The following is an 18,249-nucleotide window of genomic DNA, read 5'->3' as shown; positions in this document are numbered from 1 at the left end:
GAGGATGGAATCATTTATATACTATAAAAGAGTTCTTTTTTAGGCATTTTGTAAGGGTAAAAAATTTCTCAGGTCAAACAGACTTGTGAAAATCATATCATTAACCGTACAAAAAGAAAACATAATGCAATTAAGATTAAACTTTGATTCTAGGAGAAAGATAATGTAAGAAAGGATAAAAAATTCCGGCGTAAAAACCTCAAATCACCCTTCCAACACTTACATATACTAATATCAGCACTCAATGCGAATCATCCGTTTCATCATTTGGTACTGCCCCCATTGCCATTTTTTCCGCTTTGTTTGCCGGTGAAAATGTCTTGAGAATAAACTCCTTATCCATACATTGATGATGACATCCTTCATTTTAATCTCAGCCCCCTATATGCATGTGTCCAGATTTTCTATTTTTATATTCTTTTTGTGTTTAACTCTCTATTATATTAATAAAAACGTTCGTAAAAATGGATGTATTCAAAAGAACGTTTGTATTTTAATTTCAAAATTAAACGAACTTAAACATGCTAGATTGGTTATAAAATTAAATTATCGATAAACGTATACTTTTACGAACTATTAAAGGGCAGGATAACTGAACAATAAGATTTAATAAATAAATCTTATTAAAGGGACACTATGCACTGAGGCGGTTATATGATAAAGCAAACATTATTTTTGATAGTTTTAGTTCTTATATTAACTGGCCCTACAAACTAATCGAATGCCTCTGATTTACCCGAAGATGTGTGAGAAGAAGAATTAATCAAGCTATTGCATTTAACCAATATTCTAGTGACTACTTAATTAAAAAATCCTTCCATCATTCGTAATGGAAGGATTTTTATGTTTATTTACTCTTGCCTCATTGCTTTTTGGCGGCATGCTTCAATGGCATCAATCATTAAACGGTCTAAATGGTTTGTGTCTAGTACCTCTAAACCAGCAGCTGTTGAACCGCCAGGAGTGGCTACCTCATCTGCAAGTTCAGCAGGAGCCGCATTTGTTTTTAGCATTTCTGCAGAACCAGCAATCATGTTGGCTACTAGCTTTCTTGCTTGATCTTTATTGACACCTGACTCTAATGTTATTTTTTCAAGTGCTTCTGCTACCCGATAAATAAATGCTGGAGCACTTCCAGTTACAGCAGTTAGCTCATGAATTTGTTGCTCCGTTACTTTTTCAAATTCACCAATATCGTAAATTAGTGCCTCAATCCAGCCCTGTTGTTCTTGATTTACATTTTGACCGAGTGCATACAAAGTCATTGACTTACATAATTTAGCCGCTGTATTAGGCATAACCCAAGCTACAGGTGTCCCTTTAGGAAGCCTGGACTCGAGGTAAGTTGGACCTATTCCAGCCGCTACCGTCATGACTAATTGTCCACTAATGTCTTTAGATAATTTTGCAAGAATATCGTCATGAGACTCAGGCGGCATAGCAAGAATAATGATATCCATCTTGTGTATCTCTTGTGACCAGTGATTAGTGGTTCCCACCTCAAAGGTTTCTTTTATCTCACGCAACCGCTCTTCATTTCCATTGTTGCCGACAAGAATGGAAAATTCATTTTTGTTTACTCCTTTAATTAAGGCTTGGGCCATGCGCCCTGCCCCTATAAATAATACATGTTTTTTAGTGTTACTCATTGTTACTCACCTTTTTCCGTGTTGTATTTGCCGCCTTTATTAGGAGAGGTTTCCTGATTAGTGGATAGGGCATTCTAAATCTGTAATCCTTCGGAATCTTGTTTCACTAACAAAGGTGAATCCTAATAATAGTAAGCCACCCATTACTTCAGATTCTTAAAGTTCTAGTTCTCCTAGCCCTTTTTTCTCTTATCTCAACCAAAAAAATTCTCAACAGATGTTATAGGAGAGGTGCTTTTTTAAAATTTTGAGTTGTATTCAGTAACCATACAACTCAAAATTTCAACATTTTAATTATCGTGTTATAACCTTCTCTTGTTGAATAGTTTTTCTCGTTTTTAAGAGTACATTTATTTGCGTTAATAATACTACTTCATCTTGCTGGTTAGTCACAACAAATTTTAAAGTAATTTCTCCACGTCCTGATTTAGATGATAGTTTCTTCTCCACAATTTCTACTTCAGTAGTCAGGGTATCATTCATTCTTACCGGTGCTGTAAATTTTACATAATCAAAGTTTTTCCCTACGATAAACTCATTTCCAAATTTACCCAATCTAATCCATTGTCCCCACATTGCACTCAGAGTAAGAAATCCTGAGCTAATAATCCCGTTAAACATAGAATTATTTTCAGCAAACTCCTGATCAATGTGAATGGGATGAGGATCATATTTCATTGCGAAAGTATGGATCTCTTCTTCTGTAACTAGAAACGATTCACATTGAAATCGTTGTCCAATTTTAAACTCTTCAAAATACATATTGTTAACCTCCGTGATAATTAGAGTGAATCCTATATTAATAATAAAAATAAATATTTGTGTAAATATTGTTATATATCTAAAATACCCAGTAAATAGTATAACATAGCATTCCTATTTAAGAATTCTATATCTACTTATGTTGAATTCTACTATGAAATCAGAATTTTCTAGAACCAATGTACAAAAAGTAAAACAAGAAATTCAAAAAGATGTAAGTGAAGGACAAGGAGCAATGACTTCTCGAGAAGCAGGGGCAATGCATGATTAAAAAACCCTTTGAGTGGTTTCTTCTATTTTTAATCTGTAGACCCTATATACAGTTTTAGTTCACATAATAGACCTTATCAGCGGTAAAAAAGCGTAACACTATGGAACGACAAGGGTGTTACGCTTTTTACATTTCTCTTAACTATTCTTTTACGGACATAATAACATGTAAGCTGTTTAGAATTATCCCAATATAATATATTCACTTCTGTCTTGGCTATGATTTATTAGTTATTTTTCACCTAATTTAAAAGAACCTGAAACAATATCTCCTTTGAACATCGTTGCGACTCGTTCCGATCTTCTTGCAATGGCTTCAGCAGAACAAGAGGCTTCAACGAACGCGATGTTTGCATCGTCTCCGACTTGGGGCCAAACTTGTTTTCCTTCCAGATCAAGTGGTACCTTACCATCTGTAATGTAGGAAAGCGTTTGGGCTAATGGCTGCTCATTTACCCAATTTGAAATCTCTGCTAAACGACCAGCACGTTCTAAAACATCTCCATTTCCAAAGGGAGACCAAACATCAAAAATATTATCACACCCGACGGCAACTGATACGCCTTTTTTGCATAATAAGCCAACCGGTGGAAACTTCCGATCAATCGGTACACTTGTAATAATGGAAATTCCTGCATCAGCCAGTAATTCTGCTATTTCTTCTGCTTGAGACAAAGGTATATCCCCGAGTGAATATGCATGGCTAATTGCAACTTTACCTTGCAGACCGGCTTCTTTCGTTAGCTGAGCCAATCTTTTTATTGTGAATACACCTAGATAATCTGGGTCATGTAAATGCAAGTCGATTCCTGCATTTCCTTCAACAGCAAGTTCAACCATCTGTTGTAAAGAAGCTTCGATATCCCCATCTACGGTAGCCGGATCAACACCACCTACAAAGCCTGCACCTTGGCGAAGGGCTTCTCTTAGTAAACCCTTTGCCTTCGTACGCAATAAACCATGTTGCGGAAATGCGACAATTTCATTCGATAACCTTCCTTCAAATGTTTGCAAGGCTTTTTTGACTTCTTCCAAATTATTCAACCCAACCTCTGGATAAATATCCACATGCGTGCGAATATGAGTTACACCAGACTTCAAATACATATCAAGCAACTTTTCCGCACGTTCTTGTGTTGTAGTTTCCAAAGAAGGGAGAACTTCTTTTTCAATTTGAAGGCGTTCAAAAATACTAGGAGTGGGCGTGACAGCACGCCATCGGTCACCAAGCAATGTTTTATCCAAATGACAATGTTTTTCTGCAAAAGATGGAAGACCCAACAACCCCTTCGCATCTTTTTGTGGTAAATCATCTGTAATGATATCATCAGCAGATACAACCTTCCCAATATTCCCCTCCTGGATGAATAGGTGGAAACTTCCTGTCTTTGTACCTGTTATCACGCCATTGGCAATCTGATGGCCACTCTCTAACCGGACATTTGTTAGCCAATAAGCAGAACTCATATAATCAATCCTCTCTATTTGAAATTTAAAATGCTCTAACTATCATATAGATGGAATAAAAGAATTTAATTGTAATTGATTTTGATTTTGCCAAAATAGTCTCCAAGGGTACTTTGAAACATTTAGGAATGGCTGAAGGTAGCGATATTGCTGGCCGTTCTCTAACTTTCTTCGTTTAACGATTCAAACTCAAAATCCTGACTGGCAACTCATAGTTTCTACAAAGATGTGATATTTCCGATTGTAATAGCACCGTTTACTCTAGATATCACACTATAATGCTTCTTAAAATTCTTTAATTCCTTCTACTAAATTCCCCTTAAAGAAAACAGTCACAAGGCCCCTTTTTCCGTTTGAATACTTACTACTTCAAAAGTATTCAAAGTATTAGGAATAACTTGAACACTTTTGACTTCATAAACATGATCTATGAATGTGTAACTTAACATTACAGCCTACTTATTATTTAAATCGCTCCACCGTTGGTAAACTTTTATACTCTCTTCATCTTTTTGCTGAATCATAGGTAGTCTGCGTTCCTCGATAGGTTTACAGTACTCATCATAGAAGGTTTCCAATTCAAAGTACTTGCGGTCATCCCTATAGTAAGGAGCATAATCTTCCCGTGTAGTGATATAAATTACTTTTTTAGGACTGCAATAATAGAGAGAACCTAAGCACATTGGACATGGACTCGCAAGGATATAAATTTCGCAATCAGTTAAATGTTCGGTTTGTAATTTTTTACATGCCTTTCTTATCGCAAGTACTTCAGCGTGAGCCGTTGGATCGTGTGTTTGGGCGACAAGATTTGGACTTTCGGCAATCACTTCTCCGTCTCGTACGATGACAGTGGCAAACGGCCGGCCGCCATTTTCAACATTTTCTAGCGCTAGGTTGATTGTATGTTTTATAAAATCCATGAAAATCACCTCAAGTTAAAATTAGTATCGTTCTATCTAAGACAATCCTTTTAACACATACAGTCTTTGAACTATGATCCTGCTTTTTTTAATACCTTTTCAATTTCTTTGAATCCGCGTTTTTGTACGTGTTTCAAAGGAGTGACCCCATCTCTATCAGCAATGTGGATATCAGCCCCATGATCCACTAATAGTTGTACGATCTTTTGATGTTTCTCTCCGCCATCACCTAGGATGATCGCCTCTGGTAATGCCGTCCAATTCAAATGATTAATGTGATTGACATCTATATCCGAATGGGTAAGTAGTTCTTTCACAACCTCAACAAGTCCACGTTCTGAAGCAGGTATAAGAGCTGTACCTCCATACCTATTCGTAAGTGTTGTATCTGCACCAGCGTCAATCGCAAGTTTAACAATTTCGAGAAGCCCTTCCGCTCCGGCATACAGGAGTACATTATCTGAGTTATTATCACGAATATTAATATTTGCGGCCTTTTGAATCAGTGCCTTTACCGTATCTACCTTATTGTTATAAGTCGCTACCATAACGGCTGTTTTTCCATGTCGATCCGTGGCATTGATCTCTGCTCCATTTTTAAGCAGTTTTAGAACGTTATCTGTTTCTCCTTTTTCTGCTGAAGAAGTAAGTTGTTGGTTCATTGTTTTCACCTTCTTTTCTAGGGGTTGCGTTTCTTTCGGTAAACTTTGGGAGGAGGGGAGATTCATTTGATACACGATAAGCAACACAACAAATAAAATCATGAAAATTCGATACACCATTACAACTTCTTTTTTTTCTTATAAAAATAGGTTAACATCGAGGTGAGCATATGAAAAATATAAAAAAAATAAGTTTTACTTAAGTTTTTCATATAATAAAAGAGGTGTTTTATACTATGGACATAAGACAGCTACGATATTTTATAGCAATTGTAGAGGAAAAGAAGATTTCCGCCGCTGCTGAAAGAATTCATATCTCGCAACCTCCATTAAGCCAACATCTGAAAACAATGGAAGAAGAACTAGGTGTAAAATTAGTAGAAAGAAGTGGAAAATCATTAGAGGTAACAGAAGCAGGAAAAGCCTTATATAAATATGCCTTGCAAATGACTCAGTTAATGGAAGAAGCTAAAATGGAAGTCAAGGAAGTGGGAGATGGAATAAACGGCAGGCTCACTGTAGGCATAAATACATTTTCGGTTGCCGAGTTATCTGAAATTCTTCATCAATTTAAAAAGCAATACCCTAAAGTGACTTATAAAATTCAACAAAATGAATCCTCTCACCTTTGTAAATTAGTAAGAGATCGAGTTATAGAGCTAGCAATCATTCGATTGCCACTAGAGTTGGATGATTTTTCAGTTCTTCATCTTCATACCGAGCCATTTTACTTAATAACATCCCAAAAACAAAAACCGGCCGATCATGAAGTTTCACTTGCCGAAATTGAAAACGTTCCACTTCTTTTACCGAGTACAGAGGGATTAGGTGTTCATTACTTAATCTTAGAGGCGTTCTCTCGATTTAAACTCCACCCCCATATTATTGGAGAGTGTTCCGACATTAGTCTTTTGATGGATTTGGTCTCGTCTGACTTTGGTGCATCTATTGTTCCAGAGACTTTACTTAAACGGCACAGGGCATATCCTATACATGCTTATAAAATTTCAAGCGCGACGAAGTTGGCTGGTTCAGTTGGGGTGATATGGCTCAAAAATCATTACTTATCCAAAGCTGCCCAAAACTTTATCAATCTATTCACAATTTAGATGTAACAAATTGACGGTTGCTCCCTAACACACCACAATTTATGAAGGTTTATACGTATGGATTTACTAAACAATTTCACGTCTTATCTTAGTCAATAATCAAAAAGTAATATCACCATCAGATGTGTACAGACAAGATATAAAATAATACTTCCAATGGTTTCACAACTCATATGGTAAGGAATGTCCAGCGCTATACCTTGAAAATGTATTGGAATACGGGTTCCATTTGGTAGAGACACAGAACCTAGGTGGTCTGTTTAATCCCAGAATATGATGCAATTCAAAATAACTTATGTATGAATCTATCTTCATTTTAGGCAAACTTCACCTGTTAGTGAAGTTATTACTTTTTTCATCATATGCATAAGCTTCATTGCCACTTAGTATAGAAGTGACTGTTTCATACGACTTGAATCCCAACATAGAATGCGTACGTTCTTTTATAGATGGAATATTCCTTTCTTCTGTGAAACATATACTGCAGATTCAGAATTTAGGATTGTTGATAGAGAAACAGCTAGATAAAAGTTCATAATGTTAAAGATAGTTACTAAGTTGATTCAATAGTTAAATGGAGGGATTGATATGAAATTAAAAGACAAAGTAGCAATTGTAACAGGCGGGGCAAGTGGCATTGGTGAAGCGACTGTTCGTCTTTTTGCTGAAGAAGGTGCAAAAGTGGTCATTGCTGACTTTTCAGAACGAGGTAAAGACATATCGGAAGAATTAAATACAAATGGATATGATACATTATATGTTAAAACAGATGTAACAAAGGAAGAAGATATTAAGCAGATGATTAATAAAACCGTGAATCGATATGAAAAGCTAGATATCATGTATGCAAATGCTGGCGTTGCTGATGATGCACCAGCAGGTGAATTATCCTATGAAAAATGGAAACGAACCATTGATATTAACTTATCAGGGGTATTTCTCTCTGATAAATATTCGATTGAACAGTTTCTTAAACAAGGTACAGGCGGTGTTATTGTGAATGCTGGATCTATTCATAGTTTTGTTGCATTACCAAGCCCAACCGCGTATTCCTCTGCAAAAGGTGGAGTGAAGTTATTAACTCAAAACTTATGTACAGCTTATGCAAAAGAGGGTATTCGTATTAATGCAGTCTGTCCGGGTTATATTGACACACCTTTACTCTCAGAGGTTAATCCTCAAGATAAGGAGTTTCTAGCTTCTCTTCATCCACAAGGTAGACTTGGAAAACCAGAAGAAATAGCGAAGGCTGTCTTATTTTTAGCAAGTGATGATGCTAGTTTTGTTAATGGTACAACCCTTCTTGTTGACGGAGGATATACCGCACGTTAAATGAAAGAGGGTTCTGTGCCATAGCACATATTCAAGGAAGTAATAAAAGCGCAAACCTCCTCAGTAATCATGAGTTCGCGCTTTTCCCTTATCATATGCTAGTCTAGTTTACTTAACACACATTTATAATAGGGATTGATAAAAGTAGGGAGGAATATAAGATTGCAAACAAAAAAACATGAAAAAGAGTCGTTTTATGCCGGTTATCAGTTTATAGATATAGAAAACCACGCTAATGAAACCCCTTTCCCCCTGCTTGTTATGTATCCTACACATACGGAAGAGAAAGTAAAGAGGCTGGGGCCTTACACGTTGAATGTTACGCAAGGTGCGCCCCTTTCAGATGGAGAATTTCCTTTAGTGATTATTTCTCATGGAGATGGAAGTACACCTCTTGTCTATCGAACAATCTCTCAGTTTTTAGCTCGTAATGGGTTTATCGTAGGGATACCTCAGCATCCATTTAATAATCGAGAGGATAATTCGCTATCTGGAACAATAGACAATCTAAGGAATCGTCCTAACCACATTCGTACTGTAATAGATTGGTTTTTAAAGGAAAGTTGCTTTTCTCCATCCATTACTCCAAATACTGTTTCTCTTATTGGCCATTCAATGGGAGGATACACAGCCCTTGCTATAGCAGGTGGAGTTCCTACTTCTTTTCCTCAAGAATCTTCTGATCAAAAGTCTTATCGTTTATCTGTGTATCAAGATAAGCGCATTCAATCGCTTATTCTTTTAGCTCCCGCAACTGGCTGGTTCAGGGAAAAAAGAGCTCTTGAAAATGTAAATATTCCTATTCTAATGATCACAGGAGAAAAGGATACTATTACTCCTTCTTTTCATAGTGAATTTGTGCTAAACGGAGTTCCTAATGTGGAGAAAATTCAGCATAAAGTTGTAAAAAATGGAGGTCATTTTTCATTTCTTAGCCCATTCCCAGACTTTATGAAATCTCCGGAATTTCCTCCTTCTCTTGATCCAGGAAGTTTTAATCGTAAGGAATTTCATAAGAACCTGCAAAACGATATTTTAAACTTTTTATTGGATTCTCTTTAAATATGAATTCTATACATTTTTAGTTTACATAGAATACGTTCCAAGAAGTAGAAAAAGCGCAAACTCGTTCAGTGCCGATGAGTTTGCGCTTTTTCTTTTCATTTATATATACTTTTACGGACCTTCCGTTTTACAAACAATTACTTAAGATAAATAAATTTTAAGATTATATGGAGCGAAAATTAAAAGGAGAACCATTATTTCTCTTTTTAACTATTTCAATTTATTTAAAACTTGCTTAGGCAACGGGATAACTGCGTAAAAATGAAAATGAATGTGCCATCTTTTTGGCAAAACTTAATGGAGGCTCAATAGATTGAATGTGAATATACATAATTAGAGGATTAGTAAATAACCAGTGATTATGTAGGGCACTCACACTCAAACCCTGTTGTACAATTGAATACATAAAACGAGGAATCTCTTCCTGTAAAACAGCGATTTCAGCCAAGTTTAATGCATTACCGCTTTGATCTAATGATTCAAATAAGACTTCCGCTGGCGAAACAGAACTGCTTTGACGCCCTTGAACAAACACTTTAAAATTGCGATGCAATGAGACAGAACAACTACCTTGAGTTACTTTACTTTTCCCTTTAAGTATTGTAGCAAATTGTTCACAAATTGAATCAAAATTATTCATATCGCAGGCCTCCCTTTACTAACAAAATTATGTTGTTTGACACTATTCTATGTTCAAAGAAATGTAGTTTTAAAACATCGCAGAATATGTAAACTCTTGGTATGAACGAATAGTAAATACAGAAGAGGCTTCGCGAATAAACGTTCTCGTTTTTTCAATAAAGCTACCCATTAAATCTTATCTGATCTGTTCGAACCAACTAATTCAGCTGTTTCCTTAGTGTTGATTATAAGCACAAAAATTGCTTATATTAACTCCTATAATCTCTTTTTAAGATAATCCTAAGATGTCTGTATTGTTAGGAGTGTATCCCAATAAACGTAGCATAGCTACAATTTGACCTTTATGATGAAACTCATGTGTAATGGAATGTAGTAGCAATTGATGGGGTGTTTTCTTGACAATACCACTGCCTGGCTTCCAGGAAAGTTCTCTTTCAATAACATCATCGAATTTATGACTAAATTGTTTAAATACATCATCCACATATACATCTGCTTGTTCAAAATAGACTTGAATATCGTTTACCTTCATATTACTAATCACTTCTTTTGTTAATAAAGGGGCTTTAGTTTGTAATAATACAAAAGAGCCAAGCCAGGCATGATAGCAACCTGCCATGTGAATTAAAGAATCTCTGACACTTTGAGAACCGAACCCAAGCTCTTTTGTAAAATCTCCCTCGTTTAATTGTCTGCACTGATCTAATAAAATGTGTCTTGTTTGCTTTACCCAATCATATTCTTGTTTTCTCATAACTATTTCTCCTATATTTGAATATTATGATTTTTTAAACGTGCAATGTTAATTGTACATTAAATGGTGAAAGACAACCTTAAAAATATTTTATGGTTGATTTTTGTTTCCTATATGTTGAAGGTATATAACCTAAAAATTGTTATAAAAGGATGTTTAACGTTGTAATTTTACATTTTCCTGATGTTCCCCTAATTACTCATTCACAATTAATCTATACTTGATTAAAAAAGTGCTCTCCATTTTGAAGAACACTTTTTAAATTTATTGTGGAAATATAGGTTATATACTCTTTAAAACATTGTGTAACTTCTCAGCAAATCCCTTATAATATTCGGTGTTATAACCCCCATGATCACCAGGGAACTCTACTATCTCTGTTCCTAGTAATCTTGCTAATGCGCCAGCGCAATGATAAGCAAAAAAGCTCTGTGAATCAACGCCGCCAGCTGGGAGTAGCTTCATTGTTGAATCCTTTAATGCGGATTTTAATGCGCTAATATCTAATGAATAATTAAGAATCCCCTCAATTTCACGCTCAACAAAATACGTTGAATTATGAAAGAGACGTTCGGTTTTCACATCAGTTGATTGTGTAGAATTACTAATGTCCTTTTTTGAATGTGACAATAAATGTTCAACTGCACTTTTATGGTTCTTCTTGAGCGCTTCCATAAATTCCCTAGCTTGAATTTGCTCGTCGTGGCCTAAAAGTGGCAATAGAACGGGCTCATGAGGAATTAGTACACTGACCTGTTCTGGATGACGTATACATAAATCAAGTGCAATGACAGCACCGGAGCTACTTCCGAAAACATAAGCTGGCTTATCTGTCAGTTTAGCTAGTAGGCGGTGGGCGTCGTCACTGTGTGTTTCTACATTATAATCCTCAGTTCTATTATCGAGTTTACTTCGCGAATGTCCTCTCCTGTCATACGTAATCACTGTATAATGGTCTGCAAGTCGGGAGGAAATCCGTTGAAATTTATCAGCATCCCCCCCTCCTCCGTGTATCAAAAGAAGGAAAGGACCTTTTCCATTAACCTCATAATATAGGCTTGATCCGGGAACTTGTATTGCCGCTCTTTTAAAGTCGTTCATTTCCATTTCCTATCTACCTCTCCCATTTTCAATATCATTTGTTCTATTAGTTTAAGTCCATTCTTTCTTAAATTTATTTTAGCATGGACTTTAATGATTTATAGGAAAATATAAAAGATTCGTAAAAATCGAAACCATTGAACCCAATGGACAACTAGGTTATGAGCTTCACGATGATGCAAAGCCTCTAACAGTGGGAGAATTCAAAAATTTATTGAATACATATTTCCCTCAGTTAGCTAAATTAAAAGCATCTTCCGCCATTCACCTACTTCATCCATGCCTAATTATTCTTCCAATATCTTTGAAGAACTTAATCAACAACAAGATAGACATCCTAAACATCTCCAATAATCCTCTTTTTCTAAAGAAAAATACTTATAGAATAGGAAGGAAAATCTGTGGCAACAGGACAAGCACCTCATTTAAACTCCACTCCAGGCTATCAAATAGTAAAACGAAGTAGTAGTCAAAAAAAAAGAAAGAGAAAATGTCGTAATTGACTCTCTCTTTATTCAAATTATCATTTGTTTGATGCGAAAGAGCTTATGGGTGAGTCTTTCTTCATAAGCCTAATGATGACTATCTAATGAATAATATGTTATAAATAAGGCAAACTAATCAAGATGTAACAAACATCCCCCCATAACACTAAATTATATTATAGAAAAACCTACTGCTGTACTGGGGACTGACCCCATAGAGTGAGACAAATAAAAAACACCTTTAAGTTAAAAAACGGGTATGTAGTACCTAACAATAACTTGGAGGTGTTTTTTCTATGGGAAAAAGAGTGAGCTATCCAGTAGAAGTGAAATTAAAAGCAATTGAAATGAGATTGGCAGGAGTACCGGTCAAAGAAGTTATGGAAGCTTTACAAATCCGCAACCATACACAACTCAAAACATGGATGAGGTGGCATAGAAATGGAGAATCCTATCGCTTGGCACAGCCCGTTGGGCAAACATACACCCATCAAAAAGGGCCTCATTCTCAAGATACTCCATCAAAGTTACAAGCTGAAAATCGATATTTAAAACAACAGATTGAAGTCTTAAAAAAGTACAAAGAGTTGGAAAGGGAGTGGTACCAGAAGTTGTATTGAACTTAGTAGAGGAATTAAAAGAGAAACTGCCTATCTCTCAAATCTGTCAGTGCCTGGGTATTCCTCGATCCACTTATTATCGTTGGCAGAAAAATGAGCAAGGAGAAGAAACGAAGAGAAAGAAATGGATAGAACGAAAAGTTGGTGAACAGTGCCGTAAACATAAATTTCGATATGGCTATCGAAAAATTACAGCGTTACTCAATCAAACCATGCATATCAACCATAAAGTAGTACAGCGTGTCATGCAGAAATACGGTTGGCAATGTCGTGTGAAAAGGAAAAAACGGAAACAAACAGGACAACCTTATCAGGTTGCAGAAAACGTGTTAAACCGTAATTTCCGAGCAGAGCGCCCTCTTCAAAAGCTGGTTACCGATATTACCTACTTGCCTTTTGGACCTAAACAGTTGTATCTTTCAAGTATTCAAGATTTATTTAATGGCGAAATCATTGCGTATTCAGTGAGTGATTGTCAAAACGTAGAGTTTGTTTTAGATACATTAAGTCAACTCCCTTCTTTACCTGAGGGATGTACGTTGCATAGCGACCAAGGTTCGGTTTACACATCATATGCGTATCAACGAAAAGTCAAAGAAAGAGGCATCATCATGAGTATGTCCCGCAAAGGGACACCTGCAGATAATGCCTCCATTGAATCGTTTCATTCCAGCCTAAAGTCTGAAACGTTTTACCTCGACGAGTTAACATGTACTACGACTGCCATCGTAGAACAAACTGTCGAAAGCTACATTACTTATTATAACCATATCCGTATTCAAACGAAACTAAACAACCAGTCACCGGTACAATACCGACAACTAGCTGTTTAAAAGGTGTTTTGATCCCTGTCTCGAAATCAGGGGTCAGTCCCGCTGTTCAGTAGGTTTTTCTATTGCAGACTATATAGGATATACAAGGGTAGTTCATATAATGTCTATTATTAGGAGTGACTCAATAAACAAGAAAGTCGTATCATTCTCTATGAAGAAATGATACGACTTTCTTGCTTACCCCTGTAGATTGATCTCCAAGCCAAATTAAATGGCTCCAACAATCAAGTAAACAAAGCTCTGATTGATTGATTTTACTATGCGCAAAATAAGCATGTTCTAACGGTACAGCATTATCATTTTTACTATGCATAATTAACGTTGGACAGGCAATAGCTTGAAGAGTAGGAGAGGTAAGTTCATTAACTTGTGCAAGGTCAATAAGAAATCCATATTGTGAACGATAATGATTATTCATTTTACGTACGGATTCAATACTCTCTTTGTCAATTTGAAGCATAACATCTTTAGGTGAAAGCTTACTAAATGAAGGAATAAAGCATTTAAAAGTAAAAGTGGGAAAACAGTTATTGAGACAGGCGATTACTTTCCATGTGAATTTTTCAAAAGAAGGATGAAAGATAATTTGTGCAGCTTTATATTCTTTATCTTTTTTAGTCAACCACTCTTTCGTGACAGCACTCTGTAAGGTAAGGCTCAATGTTCGATCAGGAAAATGAGCTGCAAAACTAATTCCACTTGGACCCCCCGCAGACACAGCAAGGATGTGAATTTTATCTATATGTAAATGATCCAATAATTTCACATAAAATGTAGAAGTGGTGAAAAGACTATCTGCAATTTCCTTAGAAGTTCGCCCATATCCAGGTCTAGAAGGAGTGATGAGTGAAAATCCTTGTTTTACAAGCTCTGCATAGCCCAACTCCTCATAACAATTAGAATGTCCACCATGAAACATGAGAATAGGTATCCCCTCTCCAACCTTGGAATATTCAATGGTCTTATCCTCAATGACAAGAGTATGTACTTTTCGTTCCAAAAAAGTGCACCAACTTCCTTTATATAATTATAATATTGTATATACATCAAGTATATAAATATTTGATGAAGAAATCATCCCATTGGCTTTTAATCATCTACTAGGAATTTATAAATCAACCCATTTGATTGTAAGAAAAAGAATATAAGTTATCTTGAAAACTATTGAAATTTTGGAAATTCATACATTAATATGAGAGAATCATTAAATAACTAAGAATTTATTTATAGCAGGAGGAAAAGGTGAAAAAATTTATAATCTTTCTATTATGTATAACAACTTTAACCATAGTTATATTTACATACCTTACTACAAGAGGATATAGTGGTGAATATGTACAACTGATTGGAAATAACAATTCTATATATCCTGAATATCTAGGACTCCTTGAAGAGAATAACATTCCTTATAAGGTTAAGAATAAGAAATTGTATATTCCTGAAGATGCCTTTGATAAAGTTATCTACTGTTGTTCATAATACTTAGGAAGAAGCGAAAGTATTTACATAACAAACCTTAACATGTATAAGAGAAGCCGTTGAACTAATAAGTTCAACGGCTTTTTTAATCCACTCTTATGTAGCCACTTATTAGGAAGAAGCTATGCATTTTCTACATTTATCTGTGTTTTGCTAAGATCTTCGGCATTAATTACAAAAAAAGAGCTATGTTTATAAAAATCAATCTTCTTCACATATAACTAAGTATATAGAAGATTATAGTGAGGGGACTTTAAAAGAAGGAATTTATATTTGAATCATTTTACCAATATGAATAGGAAAAAGGATCATTAAAAAGCAATAGAGAAATTTCACAGAACTGTTAGGGAGGGATGAATGAATAATCCCATCAGGCTCTTGCTATTTATGGTATGCCTTACTTATGGTCAGTCCTCCAGGAGACTATATTGAAACTCCCATATTTCACTATTATTTAACTCATTCAAGGAGAGTTCTAAATTATTTCCCAAAATAATCGTTTCACCGTTGATGGCGACGACCATGGCCTCAATAGAATGATTGCCATCTCGTTTTTTATATACATCACCAATATTCGGCATATCACCTTGTGTACTTTTGGCAGGTTGAACAGAATCATTGCTTATTAAATCACTATCTGCCATATTTTTATCTAAATAATCTATAGGTTGACTGTCATTATCACGGCCCGGAACCATCAATAAATATTCATTATGTTTGACCCCATTAGACTTAGTTGTAATGACTCCTTTGGTTTCAACAGACGATACAATTTCAATTTCATGTAATGAATAGTGATCCAAGTAATCGGGACTTGGATTTGTAATTAAGATATAGTCTCCTTCTTCAGCTTTTTTCTCCTTGTGAAGAGTATACGTCTTATGGTTGAAAATAAAGCTATCAAGGTGTTTAGGTTTATATCTTTCAACTTTCGAGGCATTTGTTAAATGCTGTGTTAAATCTTTCAGCTTGATAAGATGAACTGACTGTTTGTATACAGGCTTCACAGAATAAATCTTGTGTAACTCATTGTTAAAATATACAAATTGTCCTTTTCTTACTTGATACAGTTTCATGTATAATTCTCCCTTCAAATTGTTCAACTTTTAAATAGCTAAGCTAATTCATTGAATAATACTCGACAACGGTTAACTTTCCCTTGAAGTTATATGAATATTACCAGTTCTATTACTACTCCCTCAACATATTTTTTTCTTTGGTCTATAAACTTAACACAGATATACGAGGAAGGCACTCATTAATGCAGAAATTCTTTTATGGTCGTATACTTTGTCCCTGATTGCAGGCCCAGTCGTACTATTCTTTTTATATTAGCATCCATTTTAGAATTCATATTATGATTGAGTCTTATAAAATCCCCGTACTAAATCTCCATTATTTAGTGTTCTGGTACAAAGGTAAATTAAAAGCAAATAAAGTGCAAATATTGATACTCTATATAGATTCCTGCTCTTTAGAATATAAGATATACAACTTTAGTTACGTTGGATACGTTAAGGGTATCACTGTCCCGTTTTCCCTAAGAACCATGTGAGTAAATTTCAAGATACATCTAGCTCAATCCTCCATTCCAGGTCCATTTGCTCTCGTATTCTTTACCATCTGATCTTACGACTTCCCTACTGTATACTCATATTACAATATATTCCTGTAAAATCAATGTTATAATATTAAAATATCCCCTAATACCCCCTGAATAATTATACTGAAGTAGCATACCTATTAGATAAAAAACAGGAAAAAGACAACAGTTAAAAAGGTAATAAAGAATAGTGATTAAATGAATCAGAAAACAACGCCTTATAGAGGTTCCTTATCTAATTAAACCATGTAAGTATTTTGGTTAGCTAAGTTGGTTTAAATCTAGAATATGAGTGAAGTAAAAAGTAAATAATTTAATCAAAGTATTTTATTAACGCAATCTTTAAGGGGTAGTTATTCTTGCTTCATAAAAAGTACAGTGTCTAAATTGCTTGTACATCTTTTAATGTTATCCAATTGAAGTAAAGCCCTCTGCGAATCAATCAAAGACGGGAGTTTTTAATCTAACATGAAAAAGGTTTCAATAGTTTTTTATATTTCAGTCGCCATACTGGCTCTTCTTGTTCTTGTAGGAATTACAATGCCCACAAAACTTGAAACTGTAACAAGTAATTTGCAAGATTTTATTACAAATACATTTGGTTGGTACTATTTAATTGTCGTAACGTTCTTTGTTATCGTTTGTCTGTATTTGTTAGTAAGTCCGATTGGTCAAATTAAGCTCGGGAAACAGGAGGATAAGCCTGAGTTTTCACGCCCGACCTGGCTTGCTATGCTCTTTAGTGCAGGAATGGGAATAGGGTTAGTGTTCTATGGTACAGCTGAACCCATTAGTCATTATGCAATCAGCTCTCCAACAGGTGAAACAGGGACAGATCAAGCCATGAAAGATGCAATGAGGTTTACCTTCTTCCATTGGGGTATCCATGCGTGGGCAATATATGGAATTATTGCTCTCTCGTTAGCTTACTTTACCTTTAGAAAAGGAGAGCGTAGCTTAATTAGTGCTACATTAAAGCCGGTTATCGGGAAATATGCAGATGGGGTTTTAGGGAAAATCATTGATATTATTGCCGTTATTGCAACGGTTATCGGTGTCGCTACGACTCTTGGTTTTGGAGCTGTCCAAATTAATGGAGGTTTATCTTATTTATTCGGTATTCCTTCCAATCTTATGAGTCAATTTCTTATTGTGCTCGTTGTAACGATCTTATTTATCATTTCAGCCTTAACAGGTTTGGGAAAAGGAATTAAAATTCTTAGTAATGCTAACATGGCCATCGCATTGGTATTATTTCTATTAACGTTTATATTGGGGCCAACTCTATTTACGTTGAATTTATTTACGGATACAGTGGGCACTTATCTACAGAACTTGATTAATATGAGCTTTCGTATAGCTCCCCTTAATGAAAAACATCGTAACTGGATCAATGGCTGGACCATCTTTTATTGGGCATGGTGGATTGCATGGTCTCCATTTGTAGGAATCTTTATCGCTCGAGTATCTAAAGGAAGAACGATTCGAGAATT

16 protein-coding genes and 1 pseudogene are annotated in these 18,249 nt (G+C 35.4%); 5 read left to right on the top strand and 12 right to left on the bottom strand.

Going from position 1 to position 18,249, the window contains the following annotated elements:
* Nucleotides 1-234: 234 nt before the first annotated feature.
* From B9N79_RS26715 to B9N79_RS07285, 6 genes are all read right to left on the bottom strand, one after another.
* Nucleotides 235-366, bottom strand: a complete 132-nt coding sequence (locus B9N79_RS26715) for a hypothetical protein (protein WP_275080538.1) — start codon at nt 364-366, stop codon at nt 235-237.
* A 485-nt stretch (nt 367-851) separates the two neighbouring features.
* A complete protein-coding gene (gene proC, locus B9N79_RS07305) occupies nt 852-1,649 on the bottom strand; it encodes a pyrroline-5-carboxylate reductase (protein ID WP_046217054.1) in 798 nt (265 codons plus the stop codon).
* Nucleotides 1,650-1,943: 294 nt separating this feature from the next.
* A complete protein-coding gene (locus B9N79_RS07300) occupies nt 1,944-2,411 on the bottom strand; it encodes a MaoC/PaaZ C-terminal domain-containing protein (RefSeq protein ID WP_019395243.1) in 468 nt (155 codons plus the stop codon).
* A gap of 501 nt (nt 2,412-2,912) precedes the next feature.
* Nucleotides 2,913-4,148 carry an amidohydrolase gene (locus B9N79_RS07295; RefSeq protein WP_046217053.1) on the bottom strand — a complete coding sequence of 412 codons (1,236 nt, stop codon included), beginning with the start codon at nt 4,146-4,148 and terminating at the stop codon, nt 2,913-2,915.
* A gap of 455 nt (nt 4,149-4,603) precedes the next feature.
* A complete protein-coding gene (locus B9N79_RS07290; RefSeq protein ID WP_019395240.1) occupies nt 4,604-5,071 on the bottom strand; it encodes a nucleoside deaminase in 468 nt (155 codons plus the stop codon).
* A gap of 71 nt (nt 5,072-5,142) precedes the next feature.
* Nucleotides 5,143-5,733, bottom strand: a complete 591-nt coding sequence (locus B9N79_RS07285; RefSeq protein WP_046217052.1) for an ankyrin repeat domain-containing protein — start codon at nt 5,731-5,733, stop codon at nt 5,143-5,145.
* A gap of 236 nt (nt 5,734-5,969) precedes the next feature.
* Between B9N79_RS07285 and B9N79_RS07280 the strand changes: the two genes are divergently transcribed.
* The gene (locus B9N79_RS07280; RefSeq protein WP_040057991.1) at nt 5,970-6,842 is read left to right on the top strand and encodes a LysR family transcriptional regulator; all 873 of its coding nucleotides are present in this window, start codon (nt 5,970-5,972) and stop codon (nt 6,840-6,842) included.
* Between the two features lie 316 nt (nt 6,843-7,158).
* On the opposite strand, the pseudogene B9N79_RS26935 reads toward B9N79_RS07280, so the two are convergent.
* Nucleotides 7,159-7,289: pseudogene (locus B9N79_RS26935) on the bottom strand (IS6 family transposase); the annotation flags it as partial.
* Between the two features lie 141 nt (nt 7,290-7,430).
* Between B9N79_RS26935 and B9N79_RS07275 the strand changes: the two are divergent.
* Nucleotides 7,431-8,174 (top strand): SDR family NAD(P)-dependent oxidoreductase, encoded by a 744-nt coding sequence (locus tag B9N79_RS07275; RefSeq protein WP_019395238.1) that lies wholly within the window; start codon nt 7,431-7,433, stop codon nt 8,172-8,174.
* Between the two features lie 162 nt (nt 8,175-8,336).
* Nucleotides 8,337-9,236: an alpha/beta hydrolase family protein gene (locus B9N79_RS07270; protein ID WP_040057992.1), complete on the top strand. Its 900-nt coding sequence runs from the start codon at nt 8,337-8,339 to the stop codon at nt 9,234-9,236.
* A gap of 238 nt (nt 9,237-9,474) precedes the next feature.
* Here the strand turns inward: B9N79_RS07270 and B9N79_RS07265 are convergent, their stop codons facing one another.
* The 3 genes from B9N79_RS07265 to B9N79_RS07255 all read right to left on the bottom strand — a co-directional run bounded on the left by B9N79_RS07265 (nt 9,475) and on the right by B9N79_RS07255 (nt 11,736).
* The gene (locus tag B9N79_RS07265; RefSeq protein ID WP_019392487.1) at nt 9,475-9,879 is read right to left on the bottom strand and encodes a DUF1259 domain-containing protein; all 405 of its coding nucleotides are present in this window, start codon (nt 9,877-9,879) and stop codon (nt 9,475-9,477) included.
* Between the two features lie 270 nt (nt 9,880-10,149).
* The gene (locus B9N79_RS07260; RefSeq protein WP_040057993.1) at nt 10,150-10,635 is read right to left on the bottom strand and encodes a DinB family protein; all 486 of its coding nucleotides are present in this window, start codon (nt 10,633-10,635) and stop codon (nt 10,150-10,152) included.
* Nucleotides 10,636-10,917: 282 nt separating this feature from the next.
* Complete coding sequence (locus B9N79_RS07255; protein WP_040058448.1) at nt 10,918-11,736, bottom strand: alpha/beta fold hydrolase; 819 nt, start codon at nt 11,734-11,736, stop codon at nt 10,918-10,920.
* Nucleotides 11,737-12,517: 781 nt separating this feature from the next.
* Here B9N79_RS07255 and B9N79_RS07245 point away from each other — a divergent pair.
* A protein-coding gene (locus tag B9N79_RS07245; RefSeq protein ID WP_094041224.1) for an IS3 family transposase occupies nt 12,518-13,674 on the top strand; the annotation gives its coding sequence in 2 pieces (ribosomal slippage) (nt 12,518-12,788 and nt 12,788-13,674; 1,158 coding nt in all).
* A 142-nt stretch (nt 13,675-13,816) separates the two neighbouring features.
* Here the strand turns inward: B9N79_RS07245 and B9N79_RS07240 are convergent.
* Together B9N79_RS07240 and B9N79_RS07230 are read right to left on the bottom strand one after the other, a co-directional pair.
* Nucleotides 13,817-14,674 carry an alpha/beta fold hydrolase gene (locus B9N79_RS07240; protein WP_046217051.1) on the bottom strand — a complete coding sequence of 286 codons (858 nt, stop codon included), beginning with the start codon at nt 14,672-14,674 and terminating at the stop codon, nt 13,817-13,819.
* An 886-nt stretch (nt 14,675-15,560) separates the two neighbouring features.
* Nucleotides 15,561-16,229: a hypothetical protein gene (locus B9N79_RS07230; protein WP_019392480.1), complete on the bottom strand. Its 669-nt coding sequence runs from the start codon at nt 16,227-16,229 to the stop codon at nt 15,561-15,563.
* A gap of 995 nt (nt 16,230-17,224) precedes the next feature.
* Here B9N79_RS07230 and B9N79_RS07225 point away from each other — a divergent pair.
* On the top strand, nt 17,225-18,249 hold a 1,025-nt coding region (locus tag B9N79_RS07225), incomplete at its 3' end, for a BCCT family transporter (RefSeq protein ID WP_085118091.1).

It is taken from the genome of Priestia filamentosa, assembly GCF_900177535.1.
Classification (GTDB): domain Bacteria; phylum Bacillota; class Bacilli; order Bacillales; family Bacillaceae_H; genus Bacillus_I; species Bacillus_I filamentosa.
Note: the sequence above shows the minus strand (reverse complement) of the source record. Positions and strands in the feature narration are given on the sequence as shown.